The sequence below is a fragment of the Dyella sp. S184 genome (assembly GCF_009766065.1).
Lineage (GTDB): Bacteria > Pseudomonadota > Gammaproteobacteria > Xanthomonadales > Rhodanobacteraceae > Rhodanobacter.
On sequence record NZ_LMUE01000002.1, the window covers coordinates 1,161,390 to 1,183,533 of the forward strand.

General features: G+C 63.2%; 25 protein-coding genes. 13 read left to right on the forward strand and 12 right to left on the reverse strand.

Annotation, left to right across the window (positions count from 1 at the left end; genetic code table 11):
• Positions 1 to 22: 22 nt before the first annotated feature.
• The 3 genes from GSQ75_RS05100 to prmB form a co-directional block, all read right to left on the reverse strand.
• Positions 23 to 1,015, reverse strand: coding sequence for a D-glycerate dehydrogenase (locus tag GSQ75_RS05100; RefSeq protein ID WP_158753402.1), 993 nt, complete (start codon positions 1,013 to 1,015; stop codon positions 23 to 25).
• 61 nt (positions 1,016 to 1,076) lie between these two features.
• Positions 1,077 to 2,165 (reverse strand): chorismate synthase, encoded by a 1,089-nt coding sequence (aroC, locus tag GSQ75_RS05105; RefSeq protein ID WP_158753403.1) that lies wholly within the window; start codon positions 2,163 to 2,165, stop codon positions 1,077 to 1,079.
• A 61-nt stretch (positions 2,166 to 2,226) separates the two neighbouring features.
• The gene (gene prmB / locus GSQ75_RS05110; protein WP_158753404.1) at positions 2,227 to 3,150 is read right to left on the reverse strand and encodes a 50S ribosomal protein L3 N(5)-glutamine methyltransferase; all 924 of its coding nucleotides are present in this window, start codon (positions 3,148 to 3,150) and stop codon (positions 2,227 to 2,229) included.
• Positions 3,151 to 3,224: 74 nt separating this feature from the next.
• Between prmB and asd the strand changes: the two genes are divergently transcribed.
• Both asd and GSQ75_RS05120 read left to right on the forward strand, forming a co-directional pair.
• Positions 3,225 to 4,061, forward strand: coding sequence for an archaetidylserine decarboxylase (gene asd, locus GSQ75_RS05115; RefSeq protein ID WP_158753405.1), 837 nt, complete (start codon positions 3,225 to 3,227; stop codon positions 4,059 to 4,061).
• A gap of 159 nt (positions 4,062 to 4,220) precedes the next feature.
• Positions 4,221 to 4,658, forward strand: a complete 438-nt coding sequence (locus GSQ75_RS05120; protein ID WP_254058436.1) for a hypothetical protein — start codon at positions 4,221 to 4,223, stop codon at positions 4,656 to 4,658.
• Between the two features lie 22 nt (positions 4,659 to 4,680).
• Here the strand turns inward: GSQ75_RS05120 and GSQ75_RS05125 are convergent, their stop codons facing one another.
• Positions 4,681 to 6,168 (reverse strand): transglycosylase SLT domain-containing protein, encoded by a 1,488-nt coding sequence (locus GSQ75_RS05125; RefSeq protein ID WP_158753918.1) that lies wholly within the window; start codon positions 6,166 to 6,168, stop codon positions 4,681 to 4,683.
• A gap of 170 nt (positions 6,169 to 6,338) precedes the next feature.
• Between GSQ75_RS05125 and GSQ75_RS05130 the strand changes: the two genes are divergently transcribed.
• From GSQ75_RS05130 to GSQ75_RS05140, 3 genes are all read left to right on the forward strand, one after another.
• Positions 6,339 to 7,583 (forward strand): DUF4013 domain-containing protein, encoded by a 1,245-nt coding sequence (locus tag GSQ75_RS05130; protein ID WP_158753406.1) that lies wholly within the window; start codon positions 6,339 to 6,341, stop codon positions 7,581 to 7,583.
• Positions 7,580 to 8,080: a transcription elongation factor GreB gene (gene greB / locus GSQ75_RS05135; RefSeq protein ID WP_158753407.1), complete on the forward strand. Its 501-nt coding sequence runs from the start codon at positions 7,580 to 7,582 to the stop codon at positions 8,078 to 8,080. Before GSQ75_RS05130 ends, greB begins: the two co-directional genes overlap by 4 nt.
• A 63-nt stretch (positions 8,081 to 8,143) precedes the next feature.
• On the forward strand, positions 8,144 to 8,935 hold the full coding sequence (locus GSQ75_RS05140) for a class I SAM-dependent methyltransferase (RefSeq protein ID WP_158753408.1): 792 nt from the start codon (positions 8,144 to 8,146) through the stop codon (positions 8,933 to 8,935).
• Positions 8,936 to 9,069: 134 nt separating this feature from the next.
• Here the strand turns inward: GSQ75_RS05140 and GSQ75_RS05145 are convergent, their stop codons facing one another.
• From GSQ75_RS05145 to rimO, 4 genes are all read right to left on the reverse strand, one after another.
• Positions 9,070 to 9,513, reverse strand: coding sequence for a hypothetical protein (locus GSQ75_RS05145; RefSeq protein ID WP_158753409.1), 444 nt, complete (start codon positions 9,511 to 9,513; stop codon positions 9,070 to 9,072).
• A 192-nt stretch (positions 9,514 to 9,705) separates the two neighbouring features.
• A complete protein-coding gene (gene phnD, locus GSQ75_RS05150) occupies positions 9,706 to 10,764 on the reverse strand; it encodes a phosphate/phosphite/phosphonate ABC transporter substrate-binding protein (RefSeq protein WP_254058437.1) in 1,059 nt (352 codons plus the stop codon).
• Positions 10,765 to 10,832: 68 nt separating this feature from the next.
• The gene (locus GSQ75_RS05155) at positions 10,833 to 11,639 is read right to left on the reverse strand and encodes a DUF3025 domain-containing protein (protein ID WP_158753410.1); all 807 of its coding nucleotides are present in this window, start codon (positions 11,637 to 11,639) and stop codon (positions 10,833 to 10,835) included.
• A 4-nt stretch (positions 11,640 to 11,643) separates the two neighbouring features.
• On the reverse strand, positions 11,644 to 12,963 hold the full coding sequence (gene rimO / locus GSQ75_RS05160) for a 30S ribosomal protein S12 methylthiotransferase RimO (RefSeq protein ID WP_158753411.1): 1,320 nt from the start codon (positions 12,961 to 12,963) through the stop codon (positions 11,644 to 11,646).
• A 108-nt stretch (positions 12,964 to 13,071) separates the two neighbouring features.
• Here rimO and GSQ75_RS05165 point away from each other — a divergent pair, with 108 nt between their 5' ends.
• Genes GSQ75_RS05165 through pcp form a run of 8 tightly spaced genes read left to right on the forward strand, consistent with a single transcriptional unit; the run spans position 13,072 to position 19,007 of the window.
• The gene (locus tag GSQ75_RS05165) at positions 13,072 to 13,740 is read left to right on the forward strand and encodes a dienelactone hydrolase family protein (RefSeq protein ID WP_158753412.1); all 669 of its coding nucleotides are present in this window, start codon (positions 13,072 to 13,074) and stop codon (positions 13,738 to 13,740) included.
• Entirely contained in the window at positions 13,737 to 14,162 is a 426-nt protein-coding gene (locus GSQ75_RS05170) for an HIT family protein (RefSeq protein ID WP_158753413.1), read from the forward strand. Before GSQ75_RS05165 ends, GSQ75_RS05170 begins: the two co-directional genes overlap by 4 nt.
• 7 nt (positions 14,163 to 14,169) lie before the next feature.
• Entirely contained in the window at positions 14,170 to 14,868 is a 699-nt protein-coding gene (pxpB, locus tag GSQ75_RS05175; protein WP_158753414.1) for a 5-oxoprolinase subunit PxpB, read from the forward strand.
• Positions 14,865 to 15,848 carry a biotin-dependent carboxyltransferase family protein gene (locus GSQ75_RS05180; protein ID WP_158753415.1) on the forward strand — a complete coding sequence of 328 codons (984 nt, stop codon included), beginning with the start codon at positions 14,865 to 14,867 and terminating at the stop codon, positions 15,846 to 15,848. Before pxpB ends, GSQ75_RS05180 begins: the two co-directional genes overlap by 4 nt.
• A 14-nt stretch (positions 15,849 to 15,862) precedes the next feature.
• The gene (locus GSQ75_RS05185) at positions 15,863 to 16,627 is read left to right on the forward strand and encodes a 5-oxoprolinase subunit PxpA (protein ID WP_158753416.1); all 765 of its coding nucleotides are present in this window, start codon (positions 15,863 to 15,865) and stop codon (positions 16,625 to 16,627) included.
• 31 nt (positions 16,628 to 16,658) lie between these two features.
• On the forward strand, positions 16,659 to 17,360 hold the full coding sequence (locus GSQ75_RS05190; RefSeq protein WP_158753417.1) for a DUF969 domain-containing protein: 702 nt from the start codon (positions 16,659 to 16,661) through the stop codon (positions 17,358 to 17,360).
• 2 nt (positions 17,361 to 17,362) lie between these two features.
• Positions 17,363 to 18,331: a DUF979 family protein gene (locus GSQ75_RS05195; RefSeq protein ID WP_158753418.1), complete on the forward strand. Its 969-nt coding sequence runs from the start codon at positions 17,363 to 17,365 to the stop codon at positions 18,329 to 18,331.
• A 19-nt stretch (positions 18,332 to 18,350) separates the two neighbouring features.
• Positions 18,351 to 19,007, forward strand: a complete 657-nt coding sequence (gene pcp, locus GSQ75_RS05200) for a pyroglutamyl-peptidase I (protein WP_158753419.1) — start codon at positions 18,351 to 18,353, stop codon at positions 19,005 to 19,007.
• A 102-nt stretch (positions 19,008 to 19,109) separates the two neighbouring features.
• Here pcp and GSQ75_RS05205 read toward each other — a convergent pair whose 3' ends face one another.
• From GSQ75_RS05205 to apbC, 4 genes are all read right to left on the reverse strand, one after another.
• Positions 19,110 to 19,592, reverse strand: coding sequence for a hypothetical protein (locus GSQ75_RS05205; protein WP_254058438.1), 483 nt, complete (start codon positions 19,590 to 19,592; stop codon positions 19,110 to 19,112).
• A gap of 126 nt (positions 19,593 to 19,718) precedes the next feature.
• Complete coding sequence (gene dcd / locus GSQ75_RS05210; protein ID WP_158753420.1) at positions 19,719 to 20,285, reverse strand: dCTP deaminase; 567 nt, start codon at positions 20,283 to 20,285, stop codon at positions 19,719 to 19,721.
• Between the two features lie 95 nt (positions 20,286 to 20,380).
• Positions 20,381 to 20,920 carry an NADPH-dependent FMN reductase gene (locus GSQ75_RS05215; protein ID WP_158753421.1) on the reverse strand — a complete coding sequence of 180 codons (540 nt, stop codon included), beginning with the start codon at positions 20,918 to 20,920 and terminating at the stop codon, positions 20,381 to 20,383.
• Positions 20,917 to 22,011, reverse strand: a complete 1,095-nt coding sequence (gene apbC / locus GSQ75_RS05220) for an iron-sulfur cluster carrier protein ApbC (RefSeq protein WP_158753422.1) — start codon at positions 22,009 to 22,011, stop codon at positions 20,917 to 20,919. The genes GSQ75_RS05215 and apbC overlap by 4 nt, the downstream gene beginning before the upstream one ends.
• Between the last annotated feature and the right edge of the window lie 133 nt (positions 22,012 to 22,144).

Sequence of the window (22,144 nt, forward strand, 5' to 3'; positions counted from 1 at the left end):
GGCTAGGCGGCCAAACGTAGTGTCATCTGGTGAGTACTTCTGGATTGATCGGTGTCGGCGGATGCCCGGACTGCGGCCCGCGACCCAGCGCCGCGATCAGATTGTCGGCTGCCAGGGTGGCCATGGCGCGGCGGGTATCTTCGGTAGCGCTGGCAATATGCGGGCTCAGCACGACATTCTCGAGCGCGAGCAGATCGGCATGCACCGCCGGCTCACCTTCGAACACATCGAGCCCAGCCGCGCCGAGGCGCCCGTCGCGCAACGCAGATGCCAGCGCTGCATCATCGACGATGCCGCCACGGGCGATGTTCACCAGCACGGCGCGTGGCTTCATCAGCGCCAGTTCGGCAGCACCGATCGCGTGGCGGTTTTCCGACGTGAACGGCAACACCAGCACGAGATGGTCGGACTCGCGCAGCAGGGTCGGCTTGTCCACATAGCGGGCGCCGCAGGACTGTTCCAGCGACTCCGGCAGGCGATGCCGGTTGTGATACAGCACCGGCATGCCGAAGCCCTGCGCACGTCGCGCGATCGCCTGACCGATCCGGCCCATCCCGAGGATACCCAGCGTCTTGCCATGCAGGTCGACACCGAGCCAGTCGTCGAACCGCATGCCATGCCACTGCCCTGCACGCAGCCAGCGCTCGGCTGAATTCACCCGGCGCGCGGCCACCAGCAGCAAGGCCCAGGCGTAATCGGCCACACTCTCATTAAGCACTTCGGGCGTGTTGCTGGCGATGATGCCGGCGCGTGTAATCGCAGCGATGTCGAGGTTGTTGTAGCCGACACCAAGGTTGGCGATCGCCTTCAGCCGGTTGTTGCCCTCGAGCACGGCGGCATCGACCCGATCATTCAAACCCAGCAGGGCGCCATCGAATCCAGCCAGCGCTTTTTTCAGCTGCTCGGTGGACCGCTTCTGATCGGCAGTCTCTGCCACCACCACGAAATACTGTTCTAGTTTCGTCACTATTTCGGGAAAAAGTGGGCGTGATACCCATACACGCTGCTTGCTCATGTTGCCGTCGCCTGGTCGCTGGGGATGAACCTCATTCGGCCACTCATGGTGGCGAATAGGATCAAGGGATTCTTGGCGTGATGGCCCCCACGTCGCCACATTGCGCGCGATGGCGCAGCGCGTGATCGATCAGCACCAACGCCATCATCGCCTCGGCGATCGGGGTGGCGCGGATACCGACGCAGGGATCGTGGCGACCCTTGGTCACGACTTCGGTCGGCTCGCCAGCCAGATTCACGCTGTGGCCGGGAATCAGGATGCTTGAGGTGGGCTTGAGCACGATTGAGGCGGTCACCGGCTGGCCGCTGCTGATGCCGCCCAAGATGCCGCCGGCATGGTTGGAGGCAAAGCCGTCCATGCTCATTTCATCGCGATGCTGGCTGCCATGCTGGGTGACCGCCGCGAAACCGTCGCCGATCTCCACGCCCTTTACCGCGTTGATCGACATCAGCGCGCTGGCCAGGTCGCCGTCGAGCTTGCCGTAGATCGGCTCGCCCCAGCCCGGCGGCACGCCGTCGGCGACCACGTTGACCCGCGCACCGACCGAGTCGCCGGACTTGCGCAGCGCGTTGATATAGGTCTCCAGCGCAGGCACCTGCGCCACATCCGGCCAGAAGAACGGGCTCTGCTCCACCGCCCCCCAGTCGAACGCATCCGGTGTGACATCGCCGATTTGCGCCAGGTAACCGCGCACGCGCACGCCATAACGTTCGGCCAGCCATTTCTTGGCGATCACCGCAGCGGCCACCCGCATGGTGGTTTCGCGCGCCGAGGAACGGCCACCGCCACGCGGGTCGCGGATGCCATACTTCTGCCAGTAGGTGTAATCGGCGTGACCGGGACGGAAGGTCGACACGATGTCACCATAATCCTTGCTGCGCTGATCGGTATTGCGGATCAGCAGCGCGATCGGCGTGCCGGTGGTCTTGCCTTCGTAGACGCCCGAGAGGATCTCCACCTCGTCCGCCTCGTGTCGCTGGGAGGTGTAGCGACTCTTGCCGGTGGCGCGGCGATCCAGATCCTGACGAAACTCTTCTGTACTGATCGGCAACCCCGGCGGGCAACCGTCGATCACACAGCCGATGGCCGGGCCATGGCTTTCGCCGAAGGTGGTGACAGTGAAGAGCTTGCCAAAGGAATTGCTGGACATGGGTGTCTGGGCGTCTGCGGGAACTGCCAGCTTAACCGCGATAGCTGGCAGTCGTGTGGCTCTATGAATGCCGCGCGATGGCGGCAGCGTGGATCGCCGTGGCGTGCTCGACCAGGTCGCGCCGCTCCAGCGCGAAGATGCCCATCTGACCGACCTTGAACTCGATCCAGATGAACGGGACTTCCGGCAACAGTGCAGCCAGCGCGTGTTCGCTCTCGCCCACCTCGACGATCAGCAGGCCGTCGTCGGTCAGGTAGTCGGCAGCCTCGTCGAGCATGCGCAAGCACAGATCCAGACCATCGACGCCCGAGGTAAGGCCCAGTTTCGGTTCGTGCGCGTATTCACCCGGCAGTGCGGTGTACTCGTCCTCGGTGACATATGGCGGATTGGAGACAATCAGGTCGTAGCGACGCCCCTTCACTCCCGCAAACAAGTCCGACTGGATCGCCTCGACCCGGCCTTCGACGTGCTGGAACACGATGTTCTCGCGCGCCAGCGACAGCGCCTCCTCGCTGATGTCGACGATGTCGACCTGCCAGTCCGGGTTGTACTCGGCGATCGCGATGCCAATGCAACCCGAGCCGGTGCACAAGTCCAGCACGCGATCGATGTGGCGCTCGTCCAGCCACGGTGCGAAGCGCGACTCAATCAGTTCGGCGATCGGCGAGCGCGGCACCAAGGCGCGGCGATCGCTCTTGAACTTCAGCCCGGCGAACCAGGTTTCACCGACCAGGTAGGCTACCGGCAGGCGCTCGCCGACGCGACGCTCGATCAATGCCAGCACGTTCTCGCGCTCGGCCGCGGTGAGCCTGCCTGCGCCGTATGCCGGCGGGATATCCGGCGGCAGATGCAGACTGGCCAGAACCAGATGGGTAGCCTCGTCAATCGGGTTGTCGTGGCTATGCCCGAAGGTCAGCCCGGCAGCCGAGAAGCGGCTGGCGCCATAACGGATGAAGTCGATGATGGAGGCGAGTTCGGCAGTCACGGCGATCCAGAGTTGCGACGGAGTGGCCGGCCATTATAAGGCCTGCGGGCCGACTCACCCCGTATACTGGCCGGATGACTTTCAACGTATTCCTGCAGTACATCCTGCCGCACCGCGCCCTGTCGCGCCTGGTCTACTGGGCCACGCGCTGGACCTTCGCGCCGTGGAAAAACTGGCTGATCAGTACCATCGTGCGCAATTACAACGTGAACATGGCCGAGGCCGCGCAGCCTGATGCACTGGCCTACCAGCACTTCAATGCATTCTTCACACGCAAGCTGCGCCCCGACGCGCGCAGGGCAGACAGCGATCCCGCCGCCCTGCTCTCGCCCGCCGATGGCAAGATCAGCCAGTCCGGTGCGATCGTCGATGGCCGCATCTTCCAGGCGAAGGGTCAGGAGTACACCGCCGCCGAACTGCTTGGCGACGAAGCCGCAGCAGCACCGTATCGAAACGGCCATTTCGTCACCGTCTATCTGTCCCCGCGCGACTATCACCGCGTGCACATGCCACTGAAAGGAACGCTGAAGGAGACCGTGCACGTGCCCGGCCGCATCTTCAGCGTGGCGCCGTTCGCGGTGGCGGCAATCCCGCGGCTGTTCGCACGCAACGAACGGCTGGTCTGTCACTTCGAGGGCGAACACGGCCCGTTCGTGGTGGTGATGGTGGGTGCGATCCTGGTCTCGTCGGTGGCCACCGTATGGGATGGACTGGTGATTCCGCCGTATGCCTCGTCGATCCGCCGCAAGTCATTTGCCGGGCAGAACATCACGCTGGAGCGCTTTGCCGAGATGGCGCGCTTCAACATGGGCTCGACCGTAATCCTGCTGCTGCCGGAGGGTTCAGCCACGCTCGACGCCCTGCAACCGCAACAGCCCGTGCTGGTGGGACAACGGCTCGGCCACAGCTGACCCGAACAAGCCCCGCGGCAGGTTACTGGCCGTCGACCCCTGAAAACTGACGTCATGCGTCATTTTGTGACGCTTTACGCGCATTCGTCAGATCGCCCCCGCTACGCTGGCGTCTTCGCCGCACGTCAGTGCTGCCGAATTCCAGCGCCGAGGGGATCCATGCAACTACTCACTTCATTCTTCGTGATGATGCGTACGCGCCAGCTTGGGCGCCAGTTCCGCGGTATCGAGCGCAGCGTTCGGGCGCTGCCCAAGCGCAGCCATACGCGATTGAGCATGCTGACCCTGCGTGAGATCGGCCAGGCTTCACGCAGCGATTTCCCACACCTGTATGGGACTTCGCCGGAGGCGCGCTACCTGCCCTGGGGCCAGGGCACCGAAGCCGGTTACGAGCGCGCCTGCTCACCCAATCCCGAAGTGGCGCTGCGCGGCATCGCGCTGTGGCTGGCTGTGGCCTACCACGAAACCAAGAATTCCCCGCATGCCAGCCTGCAGCCGCAGCATCGGCAGCTGATGCAGCTGCTGCGCGAATTGAAGGAAGTTCATAGCAACGGCAACACAGCGGAAAGCTGGATGCAGACCAGCGCGGCAGCCTGAGATCAGACCGCCGCGTGCCGTTTCACTGGCAAGCCGGCAACCTCAGTGTCTGCCCGACAGCAATGTGCTGGTGCCTGAGTCCGTTCATCTCGGCGATTTCCTGCACGCTTGAGCAATGCAGGTTGCGCACGATGCTGACCAGCGTGTCGCCACGACGAACCTTGTAGCTGCGATCCTTGCGCACCACCGGCGGCGACGCCTGCTCCGGTGGCGGAGCCTGCACCACCGGAACCACGGCACTGTGCAGGTCGTGCGCGAGGATCGGCCACGGACCATCGACGCAACGCGCCGCGTAGGCCTGCTCCAGCGACTTGGGCAACTGCAGCTGTGCGCCCACTGGCTGCGTCACTTGTGGGTCCAGTCGCGGATTGAGATTGCGCAAGGTCCGGAACCAGCCATCCGCCATGCCACCAGCCGATCCCAGGCACACGGTCAACTCGGACAGTGACGCCGGCTGCTTCAGCGTGATCATGGTGGGGGCACCGTCGATCCTGGGGAATCTCAGGTTGTAGCTGTCCGGATGCAGGAACAGCCACGCGGCGGCAAGCACGGACGGCACGTAGTCACGGGTTTCCTGCGACAACTGGTTGTATACGCGTGGGTCGTAGAAGCTCACCGACGTGTCGTCGCCGACGGCGCGGCGCATGCGGCCCTCGCCACCGTTGTAGGCGCCGATGGTGAGTTCGAGGTTGTTGTTGAAGATCCCCAGCTGCTCATTGAGGTATTCGGCATTCGCCCGCGCTGACGCAGCCGGATCGAAACGCGTGTCGAAGCCGTTGTCCATACCCAGGCCGAAGCGCATGCCGGTGGCATACATGAACTGCAGTGGGCCGGCTGCACCCGAACGCGAGACGGCATTCACCTTGCCGCCCGATTCCTTCGCCATGATGCCGAACAGCAGCGCCTCAGGCAGATCCGCCTTCTCGTACTGTGGCCACATCTGCGAACGCAGGTACTGGTAATTGACGTAGGCATCCATCAATTGCGGCCGCCACTGGGTCAGCCACATTTCCAGCGCCGCCTTGACCGGACCGTTCATCGCGATCAGTTCGGACAGTTTCTGCCCATGCAGCAGGGTCACGCTGCGCTGCGCTTGCGGCAGACTGGCCGCGCCGGTCTTGCCCGCGGCCAGTGCCGCCTGCGACGGATCAACATCGTCGTTCAGGTCCTGGTCGTCATTAAAGTTGCCGTCCTTGAGGCGCAACAGATGATCGAACACCGAGAAGAATCGCTGCGAATCGCATCCTGGCGTATTGCCGCATTGCGCCGACGCCTGCTTCAGCCGGTCCAACGACTGGGTGAGCGTCAGCTGCGCGGCTTCCAGATTGCCCTCGCGCGACTGCTGCAGCGCGGTCTCGTAACCCTTGCTGGCCAGATCGAGCTGGCTGTAAAGCGCATTGACCTGGGCTGAGGGCCTGCTACCTCCCGTACTGGCGCACGCGGCGAGCAACCCGAGCGATACTGCAAGCGGCATCAGGCGCAGGGAACGAACAGCGGTACGCAACACCATCACAGACTTCACCCGCTAAAAGCGTCCACCATAACCGGCGCGGCACTTCGACTCAACGCATCCGCACGGCAGCTTGACCTTGTTGGCTACAATCGGGCGATCTCGAATGGATGGAACGCCATGACTGAAGTTCTCTTCGGCAACAAGTACTGAGCGGATATCCTCCTCCCATGCCGAGAATTGAACTGATCGATCCGCAGCTGCCGCTGGCACAGCAGTTGCGAGACGCACTGCGCTACCCGCTACGGGGCGCTGCGCTGCCCGCGATCGCGGCATTCACGCTGGCCCATTACCTGGCGCTGCTTCCGGTGGCCGGCTGGTTTCTTGAACTGGTGATCTGGGCGACGACTTACGTGTATGCGCTGGAATGCCTTCGTCATAGCGCCGACGGCTATGCGATGCCGCCGGAATTCGCCGAGCCCGGCCATGGTGGCTGGGCGTTGGTGGCGATCCTGTTGTGGTCGATGGTACTGACCTTGCTGGTGAAGCTGAACTTCGGTGGTGGCGCTTGGGTCATCACATTGCTGATGGCAGTCAGCCTGCCGGCCATCGCCATGTCGCTGGCACTCGACGGCAGCGTCGGGCACGCGCTGAATCCGCTCACGTGGATCCAGGTGATGTCGCGTTTCGGCCTGCCCTACCTGCTGCTGATCGGCGTGCAATGCCTGATCGCGCTGGTAGTTGGTGTGGCGCAGGTGGCCTTCGAATCCGCGTTCCCGCGGGTGATTTCGCTGCCATTGTTTTACCTGGTAGCCAACTACGCCACTTTGTTCAACTTTCATCTGATGGGCGTACTGATCCACCAGCGCCACGAACATTTCGGCCTGCAGCCGAAGGCGCATGTGCTGGCGCGGGAAATCCACCAGGATGCCGACCAGCACCTGCTGGATGAAGTGGCAGCCCTTGCACCCGAACAGCCCCAGGCCGCGCTCGACCTGCTGGTGCCACGCCTGCGTGAGCATGCCGCACCAGCCCCCGTGCATAACGCCTATCGCCAGCTGTTGAAGCGCCTGGGCCTCAACGACGCGCTGCTCGTGCATGGCCAGATCTGGATGGCAGCATTGATTGCCCAGCGCGAATCACGCCGCGCGCTTGGCGTGTTGCAGGAGTGCTGCAGTATCGATGCCGATTTCGTCCCGGACGATCCGCGCACCTGCGGCGAGCTGGCTGATCTGGCCGCACGGCTGGGCATGAGCCGGCTCGCACTGCAGCTCTGCCGTGGCTACCTGAAGCACTGGCCGCGCGATCCACAGATCCCACATTACGGATTGCTGGCTGCACGATTGCTCGGTGAACATGCCGACCAGCACGCCGAAGCGTTACAACTGCTGGATCAGCTGGCATCGGCATGGCCTGATCATCCGTTGCATACCGACATCGGCACCCAGCGGCAACGATTGGCAAGCCCCGCATGAGCCGCTGGCGGCCGCCTTCCCCCAGCTCTACCGCGATCATCACCCGCGAGGGCTTCGAGCGGCTCAAGGCCGAGCTGGATCACCTCTGGCATGTGCTGCGGCCGGAAGTAGTGAGGGCACTGGCCGCCGCCGCGGCCGAAGGCGATCGCTCGGAAAACGCCGAATACATCTACCGCAAGAAACAGCTGGGCGAGATCGACCGTCGTGCGCGCTATCTGAGCAAGCGCATTCCCTCGCTCAAGGTGGCCGAAGGCGCTCCGAGCGATCGTTGCCTGGTGTTCTTCGGTGCACGGATCGAGCTGGAAAATGTCGATACCGGTGAGATACTCCGTTATCGCATCGTCGGCCCGGACGAAACCGACGCGAAGCTGGGCTGGATCAGTATCGATTCGCCACTGGCGCGGGCCGTACTCAAAAAGCGCGTTGATGACGAATTTGCCGCCGAACTCCCGGATGGCTCCGTGCGGTTTGCTGTGCTTGCCGTGGATTACGGCTAATGTCGTGGCTCACCGGACCGGTTTTATCCTTGACTCGCAATTACACACATGACGGAACCTTGCATGCGTCATACACCAAATGCACCCATCGTCTTTCATTGCAATATATGCGATCGAGAAAATCATGCGGACCTGCATAAACTGACACGTGACGATCCCAGCTGCAGCAAATGCGGGTCCAGCGTGCGGCTACGTTCTATCGTGCAGATTCTCACCACCGAGCTGTTCGGCTGCAGTCTTCGCATTTCTGAAATTCCACGAAGTCCGGAGCTGGTTGGCATTGGCATGAGCTGCTGGAACGGATACGCCGACCGGCTGGCACGACACTTGCGTTTTCGCAATACGTTCTACCATCAGGAACCACGCCTCGACATCACCCGGATTGACCCGGCAATGGAGGGGTCACTGGACTTTGTCATCGCCACAGACGTCTTTGAACACATCGTGCTACCTGTCTCAACCGCCTTCGAAAACACCAGGAAGTTACTGAAGCCGGATGGTGTATTCATTTTTTCGGTGCCCTTCACGCATCCAGGCGTTGAGTCGCAACCGGCACTGGAACATTTCCCCGAATTGCACAACTATTCCATACAAGAGGCAGATGGCCATTTCAGATTGAAAAACACGACTCGCGCGGGAGAAGTTCAATATTTTGATGATCTGGTATTCCACGGCGGCCCCGGCACCACCCTGGAAATGCGTCTATTTTCGGAATGGTCCATTTTGACTGAAATGGAAAATGCCGGATTTCACGATGTGACAATCTATAGCGGATCGGATCTTCGGCATGGCATTTACTGGCCCGAAAAATGGTCTGTCCCGATGGCTGCACGTACACGCCCAAGGCATGTTTGAAATACGCATGAATCGTGGGTGGCCGTATCAATCAGACTCGCTGACTCATCCACATGCGACCACCATTAATCAATGGCGAACACTCTTTGCAAGGCCTCATCGCCGCCCCTTTATGTTTGTCGCTTGTCGAAGCGTCAAATTTTGGAAGCAAACAGGGCCCCGACCTTGACCAGTGCGCTGTTCGGCAATGGGCCCGCATAAGACGAGATGTTCAGAGTGACAATTTTTCCCTTGGCACGGAATGTCAAAGTCTGAAGAAGGAAATTGGGGAATTTGTCGTTTCTCAATGTTGCTGCGTCACCGACGCCGGCGATCTTGGTGTAGGTACCATCGTGCGATTTCACACCATCGTCGAACGAGGTCTTCAGCCAGCCCGTATCTGCATCCATATGCACAGAAACAGACACCTTCGCGCGTTCTCCCATGTTGTAGTCGCAGCCAGACCCCGCGACATTGGGTATCAGCTGGCCAGGCAGGCCAAGCGCGCCGATCACCGTCGAAGCGGGTACGGCATCACACAGACTCGCAGCCATTGCCGGTGTCACCGAAGACCCCATACCGGCCAGTCCCAGGAACATGCACGTCCTGATCATCGATTGCATCTGGATGCCCCCTGCGCGGCAGAACCATTGGTGGTACGGAACCGTACTCGCGCCTGCGCGGGATTTGCCACTACCCGAAGGGGATAGGCCAAACAGGACCGCGCCATCAACCCTGTCGGCGTCCCCGTCGAGCCCCGAGCTACCCATGATTCCAAGCACGCCGAAACATCACGGTGGATGCGGCAACAACTCTCGCGTGTCCCGCTGATAATCGCGTTCGATCTGCGCCAGCCTCGCTTGCTGTGCCTGCAGGCTCACCCACTGGCTATGCTCGGCCTGTTGCCGCAGCAACGCATATTGCATATCTACGAATGGCTGCAGCACGTGGTTGTTCTCTGGCGCGAAACCGCCCAGGTCGGGGATGCGGGCCAGCTGGGCACGTTCGCGTGCCCCGGCCTCCCCGGGCGCCTTGCCATAGGCGAGGATGAAGTCGGTCAGCTGCCGGCGTAGCGGCGCCGCCAACCCCTCACGCACCACGAGCACGCCGGAAGGGATCAGCGGCGAACGCCAGATCACATTGAGCTGGGCAGCCTCGCTCGGGAAATGGCGTCGGAACAGATCCATGTCCGGATTGTTACTGCTGGCCACATCCACTTCACCATTGACCACAGACAGGAGATTGCCCTGATGGTCGGCCACCCGAACATCGGCAAAAAAGGTGTCGGAATTGAGACCGCGCGGCGCAAACACATCGGCTTCCGGCACGATGTAACCAGTGACTGACAGGTGTTCGCTGCGGGCGTAACGCCAGTGGCCTGGCTTGGCCAGCAAGTCGCCGAGGCCGTGTATGGGGCTGTCGCCGCGCACCACCAGCATGCCGATATTGCCCCTGGCACCATCGCTGCGTACGAACTGGGCAAACACCTGCATGTGCTGATGTGTCACCGCCTCCACGGCGAGCGTGCCTGAGAGAAACGCGATATCCACCTGCTGTGCGCCGATGGCCTCGGAGAGGCCGGTGTAGCTGCTCACCGACACCGTAGTCACCGGATGGCCCAGCCGCTTCTGCAGCTCCTCCAGCAGCAGCCGCCATTGCTCCAGCGACTCGGATGCGCTGCCGATCGGCAGGATGCCGAAACGGATAGGAGTCAGTGGCGCCATGTCGCTCGCAGCTGTTGCGCTGCCGGCGGCGATCAACAAGGCAAGGATCAGCCACTTCATGGCGAAATGGACCGGGCGTGCGCAACCCAGCCGACGGCGGCGCAGCCGATACGTGGCGATGTTCAATGACCTGACTCCCCTGCACCGCGCCCTGTCCCCACGTATATAGCCGCGATCGCGGGCAGGAGCAAGGCTCAGGGAAGAGCCGGCGGATATTCGCGGCCGGCACGCCGTGGCTGATAGCAGGCAGTCGCAAGATGAAACGATTCATCAACATTGCCGACGTGCCAACCCGGAATGCCCGCCAGCGGCAACGGCCGCAACTCCAGTGGATCGCACAGCAACCGGCCACCGACAATCGCTTCGGTGCAACGGGTACTCAGTTGCCTGACATCGGCATTACCCGCTGCCTGGAACACGACTGCCTTGCCCACCAGCAGCTTGTCCGGATTCAACGCATGCTCCAGCAACGCGTGGCCAAACAGCTCCAGTTGGATCGAACCGTCGAGCCACGCATGCCGCTGGCGCCAGAACAAGCCATGCCAGTCATGGGCATCCCACAGTGCCAGCAACGCAGGATCTTGCAGCGTGACGATCACGCCTGCCTCATCGAAGTGGGTCATCGCGTATTGCGGGCGCGAACGAAGCTTCGGCCCCATCCGCACGATCTCTGCCATCTGGCGCTGGTTCAACGCCAGTTTCAATATGGGGTAGCGTAACCACACCAGCGCGTTGAGCAGGTCATGCCAGTTGCCTTCGCGGGTGGCGATCTCGCCACGTTCGGCAATGCGCTGCTCGTAGTGCAAGCCATCGGCCAGCAACGCCAGTGTCTGCGCCACGAAGCGATGCCGCGCCCCTTTGGGCAGATAACTGTTGAGCTGTTCGATCGAAGGCCACGCATGGCCTTGAAGCAACGCGGCGTACTCGCGCCATGCCGCCAGCGGTAGCCGTTCGAACACCGTCGGCTCGACTGCCTCGCGCGACGGCGCGTGGTAGCGCATGTGCTCAGCCGGCGAGGCGCGCGTGCAGGTCGTGCTCGCTGGCGCCCACTACCAGGACCTCGGCGAACTGGCCTGGCTTGAGCTTGTGGCCATCGGCGATCAGCACCGTGCCATCGATCTCCGGGGCATCTGCCGCCGAACGCGCGACCGCACCATCCGTCGTCACTTCGTCGACCAGCACCTTGATCGTGCGACCGATCTTGCGTTGCAATTTCGCCGCGGAAATTTCCGCCTGCACCGCCATGAACTGTTCCAGGCGATCTTCCTTCAGTTCCTCGGAGACCGGATCAGGCAGCTCGTTCGCCTTGGCGCCATCGACCGGCGAATAGGCAAACGCACCGACGCGATCGAGCTCGGCTTCGCGCAGGAAGTCGAGCAGTTCCTCGAACTCGGCATCGGTCTCGCCGGGGAAGCCGACGATGAAGGTGCTGCGGATGGTCAGGTCCGGCACGAGCTTGCGCCAGTTCTGGATGCGCTCCAGGGTCTTGTCGATATTGCCCGGGCGCTTCATCAGCTTGAGGATGCGCGGGCTGGCGTGCTGGAACGGGATGTCGAGGTACGGCAACAACTTGCCGGCCGCCATCAGCGGCATGATCTCGTCCACGTGCGGGTACGGGTAGACGTAGTGCAGGCGCGACCAAACGCCCAGCTCGGACAGGCCTTCGCACAGCTCGGTCATGCGCGTGCGGTAGCTCTTGTCGCGCCACTGGCGCTCGGCGTATTTCAGGTCCACGCCGTAGGCGCTGGTGTCCTGCGAGATCACCAGCAGTTCCTTGACGCCACCCCTGACCAAGCGCTCGGCTTCCAGCAGTACTTCGTCGACCGGGCGCGAGACCAGGTTGCCGCGCATCGACGGAATGATGCAGAAACTGCAACGGTGATTGCAGCCTTCGGAAATCTTCAGATAGGCGTAGTGCTTCGGAGTCAGCTTGACGCCGGTGTCCGGCACGATGTCGAGAAAGCGGTTGCGCTGCGGCGGCAACGCGGTATGCACCGCGTTCATCACGCTGACGTAGTCCTGCGGGCCGCTGATCGACAGCACGTCCGGATACGCCTCGCGGATCAGCGCCTCGCGCTTGCCGAGGCAGCCGGTGACAATCACCTTGCCGTTCTCGTGCAGGGCGGTGCCGATCGAATCCAGCGACTCCTGCACCGCCGCGTCGATGAAGCCGCAGGTGTTCACCACCACCGCGTCCGCTTCGCCGTAGCTGGGTACGATCTGGTAACCCTCGACCTTCAGCTGGGTGAGGATGCGTTCGGAATCGACCAACGCCTTGGGGCAGCCGAGGCTGACGAAACCGATCTTGTGTGCAGCCTGGGACATAAGCGTAGTTACCGTGAAAACGTGCGCGAAAACAGGTGATTATACGCGAGCGCGCGAGCTATGCCGTGGCAGCTAAGATCACAGCTTCGAAACCGCGAGCATCCAGCCATGGGCCAGCAGATCAACCTACCCACCACCCGCACCCAGTGCATCGGCGCGTATCTAGCCCAACCGCAGGGCAAATCGAAGGGCGGCATCGTGGTGATCCAGGAGATCTTCGGCGTCAACGCGCACATGCGCAGCGTGGTCGACCGCTTCGCCGAGCACGGCTATACCGCGATCGCGCCGGCATTCTTCGACCATCTGGAAACCGGCGTGGAGTTGGGCTACGACGAGGCCGGTTACGCCAGGGGCAAGCAGCTTGTTACCGAACTGGGGCTGGAACACGCCGTGGAGGACGTCGCCAGTGCAGCCGAGGCAATCGCGTCGGCGGGCAAGATCGGCACCGTCGGCTACTGCTGGGGCGGTACCGTGGCGCTGCTGGCCGCGCTGCGCCTGGGCCTGCCCTCGGTGAGCTACTACGGCGCGCGCAACCTGCCGTTCCTGCATGAAACACCGAAGGCTCCGGTGATGTTCCACTTCGGCGAGAAGGACCAGCACATCACACCCGAGATGGTGGCCAAGCATCGCGAGGCACTGCCTCAGATGGAGACGTTCACCTATCCGGCCGATCACGGTTTCAACCGTGATGTCGGTGCCAGCTACGACGAGGCCAGCGCAAAGCTCGCCTTGCAGCGCACCCTGGCGTTCTTCGACAAATACCTGGCTGGCGCATGAGCAAGCCCGATTTCGTGCTCGACGCCCGGCTGGACACGGATACGCGGCTGATCGCATCGCTCGCGCTGTGCGATGTGCGACTGATGAACGATGCACGTTACGCCTGGCTGGTGTTGGTGCCACGCCGTGCTGGACTGGTGGAGATCACGGATCTGTCCGCCGACGAGCAGGCGCAGCTATGGCAGGAAGTGAATCGCGCCTCGACAGCCCTGCGTGCAGTCACCCCGTGCGACAAGCTCAACCTAGGCGCGCTCGGCAATATCGTGCGCCAGTTGCATGTGCACGTCATCGCACGCTGTGAAGGTGATCCGGCGTGGCCTGGCCCGGTGTGGGGTTACGGTTCCGCGCAGCCGTATGTCGAAGCCAGTCTGACTGCACGACTGGATGCGCTGCGGCAGGTACTCGCCAACGCTGCCGGATAACACCTTGATGCCGCCGACCATCAAGTTCGAAGCGCTGGCCGAGGATGCACTGCTGCTACGTTTCGGCGAGCGCATCGACATCGAGCTCAATGCACAGGTGCAAGCAGCGACTGCCCGTCTGCGCCAGCGTCTGCCACAACTGGAATGTGTACCCGCCTATGCCAGCGTACTGTTGCGCTTCGACCTGCAGCACTGGCCCGGCGACAACCCACATGAACAAATACAGGCTGCCGCTGGCGCAGCTCTGGACGAAACTTCTTCAACTATCGCCGCAGTGCAAGACCTGGTGATCCCGGTTTGCTATGGCGGCGAGTACGGGCCGGATCTGGCCGAGGTTGCCGCACTTTGCCGTCTCGACACGGACACCGTGATTGCCCGTCACACTGCTGCCGACTACCGCGTGGCGATGCTTGGCTTCGCGCCAGGCTTCCCCTATCTGCTCGGACTCGATCCGCAACTGGCGGTACCGCGTCGCACCGACCCGCGCCAACGCGTGCCGGCTGGCAGTGTGGCGATCGGCGGCAGCCAGACCGGCATCTATCCGGAGGTTCTGCCGGGCGGCTGGCAACTGATCGGACGTACGCCGTTGCGCCTGTTCGACATCACGGCAAACACGCCATCGCTGTTCGCGCCAGGCGATCGCGTGCGCTTCCAGGCGATCGACGAAGGCCAGTTCCACGACCTGGCAGCGGCCAATCCGGCATGAATGTGACCGTCATCAAACCCGGTTTGCTGAGCAGCCTGCAGGATGCCGGGCGCCCTGGTCATGCTGCGCTCGGCGTGGGTCGTACCGGCGCGATGGATCCATCCGCATGGCAGCTGGCCAATGCGCTGGTTGGAAATGCCGGTGGCGAGGCCGCGATCGAATGCACCCTGACTGGCCCGAGTCTGCGTTTCGAACAGGCTGCGGTGATTGCGCTGACCGGCGCACCGATCACCGCCCGCGTCGGTGAACACAGCATGCCGATGTGGACCACCTGCCACTTGCCTGCCGGCAGCGTGCTGCATCTCGGTGGCATGGCCAGCGGCTGCCGCAGCTATCTCGCGGTGCGCGGCGGCTTCCACGTAGAAGCGCTGCTTGGCAGCCGCAGCAGCGACCTGCATGCGCGCATCGGCTACGCACACGGCCGTGCGCTGTGCAGCGGCGACGTGTTGCCGATTGGCGCTACTGCACCGTTGCCCGGCTCACCCGCTGGCAACGACGTGCAGCCGCTGGGCTGGAGCCTCGATCCGCAGCCCTGGTTCGACTTCGCCCAGCGCCCGTTGGCGCTGCTGCGCGGTAGCCACTGGGCGCAGCTGGATACAGCGTCGCAGCAACTCCTGTTCGGAGGAAAATTTTCTCTGAGCAAGGACAGCAACCGTACCGCCAGCCGTCTGGACGGCCATACGCTGAAATTGCGGGCACCGCTGGAGTTGATCTCCGAGGCAGCGCTGCCTGGCACCGTGCAATTGCCACCGTCCGGTCAACCGATCGCCCTGCTGGCCGAGGCGCCGGTGACCGGCGGCTACCCGCGGATCGGCCAGATCGCCGCAGTGGATCTGCCAGGACTGGCGCAACGACGCCCGGGCAATACCGTATGCTTCCGCGAAACCACGCTGGACGAGGCGTTGATGCGGCTGGCTGCACGTCGGCAGCGGCTGACACGCCTGCTCGGCACGATCGCACAACGACTGGAACACAGGTGATTGAGACAACCCACATGAACCGCATCGATCTTAACGGTGATCTCGGTGAATCGTTTGGCGCCTGGCGCATGGGCGACGACGACGCGCTGCTGGCCCTGCTCAGTTCGGCGAACATCGCTTGCGGCTTCCATGCCGGTGACCCGGAAATCATGCGTCACACGGTGGCGCATGCGGTAGCGCACGGCGTAGCGATCGGCGCGCACGTATCACTGCCTGACCTGCAAGGTTTCGGCCGCCGCGAAATGAGTGTCACGCCAGCCGAGGCGTATGCGCTGACGCTGTACCAGATAGGCGCGCTGCACGCGTTCACCTGCGCGGCCGGCGGCCGACTGACCCATGTCAAACCACACGGTGCGCTGTACAACATGGCCGCGCGCGATCGCGTGCTTGCTGATGCGATCGCCCGTGCCACACGCGACTTCGATCCGCAGCTGCGTCTGTTCGGCCTGGCCGGCTCGGCCCTGGTCGAGGCCGGTCGCGCGATTGGCTTGCCCGTGGCCGCCGAGGCCTTCGTCGATCGTCGCTATCGTGCCGACGGCTCGTTGCAGCCGCGCCGCGAAAACGGTGCTGTGATCGAGGATATCGATCAGGCCCTGGCGCAGGCGCTCGGGATTGCCCGCGACGGCGTGGTGCACACGCTGGATCGCCAACGCGTGCAGTTGCATGCCGACACACTATGCCTGCACGGCGACGGCTCCCATGCCGTGCAGCTGGCGCGCAAGCTGCGCAGCGAGCTCGAAGCAGCGGGCTTGCAGATCGCCGCGCCGGGCGCAACATGATGCCCTCACCACGACGCGACGGTGACCACCCATGAATTACTGGCCCCTGCTGGGCGTCGCGGTGATCGTGATCGGCTTTCTGCTGCGCTTCAATCCGGTATTGGTGGTGGTCACCGCAGCGATCAGCAGCGCCCTGCTGGCCGGTTTCACGGTACCCGCCTTGCTCGCCCTGCTTGGCAAGAGCTTCGTCTCCAGCCGCATGCTGCTGATCTTCTTGCTGACGCTACCGGTGATTGGTCTGCTGGAACGTGCAGGCCTGCGCGAACACGCGCAACGCTGGATGGGCCGCATGCACGGACTGACCCTGGCACGATTGCTGATCGGCTACCTGCTGCTGCGACAACTGCTGGCCACGCTCGGCCTCACTGGCGTGGCGGGCCCCGCACAGACGGTGCGGCCACTGCTCGCGCCGATGGGTGAAGCGGCGGTGGAAAAGATCCTGCCCACGCTGGACGATGCGGACCGCGACGAGCTGCGCGCGATCGCCGCCGCCACCGACAACATCGGCCGCTTCTTCGGTGAGGACGTGTTCATTGCGCTCGGCGCGGTGTTGCTGATCCAGGCTTTCTACTCGCAACACGGCATCGAGCTGACCCCGCTGTCGATCGCGCTGTGGGCATTGCCCACGGCCATCGCGGCGTTCGTCATCCAGTCCGTGCGCATCTGGCTGTACCAGCGTCGGCTGCAGCGTCGCGCCGCAAACGCCCTTACGCGTACCGAATCGGCAGGTTGAGTATGCTGCGCATCGAATATGCCTATTGGCTGATCGCCGCCTTCCTGCTCTATACCGGCCTGCGCAATCTGCGCGAACGACATGGCTGGCACGCAGCATTCTGGCTGGTGCTGGGCGTACTGTTTGGTGCCGGCGACTACGTGTTGGCGCAACAGGCCGTCGGCAACGCGCTGCCAGCGCAACTCGCCGGCGCCGGGGTGATCGCACTGGCGTTGCTGGCGCCGCGCCTGCATCGGCATGCACACGTCGAGAGCAGGAGTGCCGAACAACGCCTGCAATCAGCGATCCGGCTCGGCCACAAACTATTCGTGCCTGCCCTGATGATTCCACTGGTGACCCTGCTGGTGGCGCTGTTCGGCGCGCACCTGGCGATCGCTGGCCATCACGTGTTCGCGGCAGCGCAGATGACCCTGACCGGATTGGCGCTGGCCTGCCTGGTCGCCCTGTTCGCGGCGGCGAAGGTGACCCGTGTGCCACTGCTCGACGGTGTGGCCGAAGGTCGGCGCCTGCTTGACGCCATAGGCTGGGCGGCGCTGCTGCCGCTTTTGCTGGCGGCGCTGGGTGAGGTATTCACGCAGAGCGGCGTGGGCGCGGCGATTGCTGCGCTGGCAAGCACGTTTCTACCCGCCGGCAGCGCCTTCGCCTGCCTGCTCGCCTTCGCACTGGGCATGGTCCTGTTTACCGTGATCATGGGCAATGCGTTCGCGGCGTTTCCGGTGATGATGGCCGGCATTGGCCTGCCGCTGCTGGTCCAGCAGCATGGCGCGCACCCGGCGATACTCGGTTCGATGGGCATGCTGTGCGGCTACTGTGGCACCCTGCTGACACCGATGGCCGCCGACTTCAACCTGGTGCCCGCAGCGCTGCTGGAATTGCGCAGCCCCTATGGGGTGATCCGCGCGCAGGCATGGAGCGCGCTGGCGATCCTGGCCACCACGTTCCTGCTGATGTGGCTCTTCGTGTTCCGCTGAATTCAATGACGAGGCAACCATGAGTTCATCCCTGCCACGCATCCTGCTGACTGGTTTCGATCCGTTCGGCGGCGAAAGCGTCAACCCGTCGTGGGAAGCCGTGCGCGCGCTGCACGGCAAGCGCCTTGGTGGCCACCTGATCGTTGCGCAGCAGTTGCCAACGGAGTTTGCACGTTCACTGCACGAGCTCAAGGCAGCGGTGCGTGAGATGGCACCCGCGATCCTGCTTGGCGTCGGCCAGGCCGGTGGCCGCCAGCAGTTGTCGATCGAACGGGTGGCGATCAATGTCCAGGACGCCCGCATCCCCGACAACGCCGGCGCGCAGCCGGTGGACGAGCCGGTGATCGCGGGTGGACCGGCGGCCTACTTCAGCACACTGCCGATCAAGGCGATGCTGGCAGCACTGCAGGCGCATGGCGTACCGGCCGAGATATCGAACAGCGCAGGCACCTACGTATGCAACCACATCGCCTACGCCATGCTGCATCTGGCGGCGAAGCGGCGTGGTATGCGCGCCGGCTTCATCCACATTCCGTACCTGCCGGCACAGGCAGCAAAGCGTCATGGCCTCGCCAGCATGGCACTGGCTGATGTGGTGCGAGGCCTGGAGATTGCGTTGCGCACGGCGATTGCCACGCCGCTGGACGACAAGCTCGGTGCCGGCAAGCTCGACTGAGAGTATTGCTACTCGCTGACAACTGTCCTGGTTGCCCATGAAAAAGCCCGCGAATCGCTCCGCGGGCTTTGGATGGAAACAGTGCGTTCGGCTCTGCCAGGATCAGTACTGAGTGCCGGTAGCAGAGGGCATGTGATCCTGTTCCGGCGGAGCTGCCGTCGGTGCCCTTTCGTGATGATCCTCAAGCGCCCGCGCCTTGGTGTCCTGCGGGTTGATTTCGGTCAGCTCGCCCTTGTTGTCGTAATACGTACGGAACCCATAGTCGAGCTGCAGGCGAGCCATGTACTGCAGGTGCAGTTTGCGGATCTTCGAATCGTCGCCGTTCTCGAGCAGCACGGTCTTGGGCAACTTGCCCTGATCCTTCAGGTAGGCGAAGTGACTGCCGAGATCGACCGCCGACAGCACGGCGCCGTCAACCACGAACTGGCCTTCCTTGTAGGCCTGGATGGTGGCGTCGAATTGCCCCTGCATCGAAGCCGTGGTGACTCCCTTGGTGCCACCGAAGTGGCAACCGGCAAGCAGCAGCGTGCTGCCCAGCATGATCGCGGCGGTGGCACGCGTCAGCCATGTGGAAAAACGGATCATGCAGGTCTCCTGGAGGTCAAACAGTTGGATCGATAATCATGGGGAAGTGTAACTCCGGATCGCCATGTGGGCAGCGCTGGCAGATGCCGACTGTTCAGCAATATGCCTTGGACAGGCGGATTCCGCTCAGGTTCGCGGCAGGGTTACGCCCTGCTGGCCCTGGTATTTGCCGCCGCGATCCTTGTAGCTGGTCTCGCATTCCTCGTCGGATTCGAGGAAAAGCATCTGCGCCACACCTTCGTTGGCGTAGATTTTTGCGGGCAGCGGCGTGGTATTGGAGAACTCCAGCGTCACATGGCCTTCCCACTCCGGCTCCAGCGGCGTCACGTTAACGATGATGCCGCAGCGCGCGTAAGTACTTTTGCCGAGGCAGATCGTGAGCACCTGGCGCGGAATCCGGAAATATTCGACCGTACGCGCCAGCGCGAACGAGTTCGGCGGGATGATGCACACATCCGCCTCGACGTCGACGAAGCTGGACGGGTCGAACGCCTTCGGATCGACGATGGTCGAGTTGATGTTGGTGAAGATCTTGAACTCGCGCGCACAGCGCACGTCGTAGCCGTAGCTGGAGGTGCCATAGGACACCAGTTTCTGGCCATCGCGGAGCTTGACCTGGCCAGCCTCGAACGGCTCGATCATGCCGTGGCTCTCGGCCATGCGACGGATCCACTTGTCGGATTTGATGCTCACGCGATCTCCAGTCTCAAAGCGGGCTGCGGCTGGGTGGGAGCCCGGCCAAAGATGCCCAAAATACCACGGCGCGGGTCACGCAACCTGCCCCGGCATCACGCGATGGACAGTTCCGCGGCAAGCGCCGCCAGTACGCCACGCAATTCGGCGCAGCGCGCCTGGTTGCCCAGGATCGCCCCGACCTCACAGCCCGTGCCCGCCAAAGGCACCGTCATGCAGGCTGATTCCAACAACGCTGCTGACATGGTGCCCAGGATTTCGCGCAAGGCGGCCTGCGCATGAAACGAGCCACGGCCAGAGGTATTCAGCAGCGCCACCGGCCGGCCCGGAAACTCCAGGCTGCCAACCAGCCAGTCGAGCAGGTTCTTGAACGCACCGGGCACACCGTGCGCGTATTCGGGACAGGCGATCAGCAACGCATCGCTGCGACCCACCGCACTCCGCAACGCCTGTACCGTGGCCGGCAACGGCTCGACTTCGTCATCCGGATTGAACAGCGGCAAGCTGCCAAGACCGGCATACAGTTCGAGTTCGAGCGTGTCAGGCGCCAGTTGCCGTGCTGCCTCCAGCACCGCCGTATTCGCCGAGATCCGGCGCAGGCTGCCCGACAGGCACAGCACGCGTCGCCGCGTCATGCAGCAGGCGCGCCCTGCACCACGATCTTGCCCAGCCCCAGCGATTTGTTGCGTGGCTGGCACGACAACCGCCCGGCGGCATTGCGTGCAATCTCGCGGTAACGAGCCGTCAAATCAGAATCCGGTATCGCCACCACGGTGGGCGTACCGCCATCGGCCTGCTCGCGGATACGGATATCCAGCGGCAATGAACCCAGATACGGCACTTCATATTGTGTCGCCATCCGCTCGCCACCGCCCTCACCGAAGATGTGTTCCTCGTGACCGCAGTTCGAGCAGATGTGGGTGGCCATATTCTCCACGATGCCGAGTACCGGCACTTCGACCTTCTCGAACATCTTCAGCGCCTTGCGCGCATCCAGCAAGGCGATGTCCTGCGGTGTGGTGACGATTACCGCGCCAGCCACCGGCACTTTCTGCGATAGCGTGAGCTGGATGTCGCCGGTGCCTGGCGGCAGATCGACAATCAGATAGTCCAATTGCTCCCAGCGCGTGTCGGTGAGCAACTGCATCATCGCCTGCGTCACCATCGGGCCACGCCAGATCATCGGCGTGTCCTCTTCCACCAGGAAGCCGATCGACATCACCGACAACCCATGTGCCTGCATTGGGATGATGCTCTTGCCATCCGGCGATTCCGGCTTGCCGCTGACACCCAGCATACGCGGCTGGCTGGGGCCATAGATGTCGGCATCCAGCACACCGACCTTCGCGCCCTCGGCCTGCAACGCCAGCGCCAGGTTCGCCGACACCGTGGACTTGCCCACACCACCCTTGCCGGAGGCCACCACGATGATGTTCTTCACGTTCGGCAGCGGTCCCAGCGTGCCCTGCACCTTGTGCACGTGGACGCGGCTGGTAATCGAGACAGCGGCCGATTCGATCGCCGGGTCGCTTTCCAGGGCCTGCTGCACGCGGCCAGTCAGGCTCGCGATCACACCGGCAGCCGGATAACCCAGCTGGATGTCCACCGACACCCTTCCCCCATCTACGCCGACCGCGCGCACCGCTGCCGCCAGCGGCGCACCGGTATGAGTGTCGATCAGCTCGCCGAGAATGCGGCGGACCAGGGCTTCGTTCGCCTGTGTCATGAAGACTCGCGTAATGTGGGGACTGCCTATTATGCCAGCCGGCATCATGGCATCGACTGACCTCGGTCCGCCGCCGGTGAAATGCATGGCGCAATGCAGCTTGACGCTTCCGGCAGGCCCCGGCAGGCTCCAT

Bases quoted from the DNA above. Each gene is read 5' to 3' on its own strand.
- GSQ75_RS05100 (WP_158753402.1), bottom strand. From the start codon at position 1,015: ATGAGCAAGCAGCGTGTATGGGTATCACGCCCACTTTTTCCCGAAATA.
- aroC (WP_158753403.1), bottom strand. From the start codon at position 2,165: ATGTCCAGCAATTCCTTTGGCAAGCTCTTCACTGTCACCACCTTCGGC.
- asd (WP_158753405.1), top strand. From the start codon at position 3,225: ATGACTTTCAACGTATTCCTGCAGTACATCCTGCCGCACCGCGCCCTG.
- GSQ75_RS05120 (WP_254058436.1), top strand. From the start codon at position 4,221: ATGCAACTACTCACTTCATTCTTCGTGATGATGCGTACGCGCCAGCTT.
- GSQ75_RS05125 (WP_158753918.1), bottom strand. From the start codon at position 6,168: ATGGTGTTGCGTACCGCTGTTCGTTCCCTGCGCCTGATGCCGCTTGCA.
- GSQ75_RS05130 (WP_158753406.1), top strand. From the start codon at position 6,339: ATGCCGAGAATTGAACTGATCGATCCGCAGCTGCCGCTGGCACAGCAG.
- greB (WP_158753407.1), top strand. From the start codon at position 7,580: ATGAGCCGCTGGCGGCCGCCTTCCCCCAGCTCTACCGCGATCATCACC.
- GSQ75_RS05140 (WP_158753408.1), top strand. From the start codon at position 8,144: ATGCGTCATACACCAAATGCACCCATCGTCTTTCATTGCAATATATGC.
- GSQ75_RS05145 (WP_158753409.1), bottom strand. From the start codon at position 9,513: ATGTTCCTGGGACTGGCCGGTATGGGGTCTTCGGTGACACCGGCAATG.
- GSQ75_RS05155 (WP_158753410.1), bottom strand. From the start codon at position 11,639: ATGCGCTACCACGCGCCGTCGCGCGAGGCAGTCGAGCCGACGGTGTTC.
- rimO (WP_158753411.1), bottom strand. From the start codon at position 12,963: ATGTCCCAGGCTGCACACAAGATCGGTTTCGTCAGCCTCGGCTGCCCC.
- GSQ75_RS05165 (WP_158753412.1), top strand. From the start codon at position 13,072: ATGGGCCAGCAGATCAACCTACCCACCACCCGCACCCAGTGCATCGGC.
- GSQ75_RS05170 (WP_158753413.1), top strand. From the start codon at position 13,737: ATGAGCAAGCCCGATTTCGTGCTCGACGCCCGGCTGGACACGGATACG.
- pxpB (WP_158753414.1), top strand. From the start codon at position 14,170: ATGCCGCCGACCATCAAGTTCGAAGCGCTGGCCGAGGATGCACTGCTG.
- GSQ75_RS05180 (WP_158753415.1), top strand. From the start codon at position 14,865: ATGAATGTGACCGTCATCAAACCCGGTTTGCTGAGCAGCCTGCAGGAT.
- GSQ75_RS05185 (WP_158753416.1), top strand. From the start codon at position 15,863: ATGAACCGCATCGATCTTAACGGTGATCTCGGTGAATCGTTTGGCGCC.
- GSQ75_RS05190 (WP_158753417.1), top strand. From the start codon at position 16,659: ATGAATTACTGGCCCCTGCTGGGCGTCGCGGTGATCGTGATCGGCTTT.
- GSQ75_RS05195 (WP_158753418.1), top strand. From the start codon at position 17,363: ATGCTGCGCATCGAATATGCCTATTGGCTGATCGCCGCCTTCCTGCTC.
- pcp (WP_158753419.1), top strand. From the start codon at position 18,351: ATGAGTTCATCCCTGCCACGCATCCTGCTGACTGGTTTCGATCCGTTC.
- GSQ75_RS05205 (WP_254058438.1), bottom strand. From the start codon at position 19,592: ATGATCCGTTTTTCCACATGGCTGACGCGTGCCACCGCCGCGATCATG.
- GSQ75_RS05215 (WP_158753421.1), bottom strand. From the start codon at position 20,920: ATGACGCGGCGACGCGTGCTGTGCCTGTCGGGCAGCCTGCGCCGGATC.
- apbC (WP_158753422.1), bottom strand. From the start codon at position 22,011: ATGACACAGGCGAACGAAGCCCTGGTCCGCCGCATTCTCGGCGAGCTG.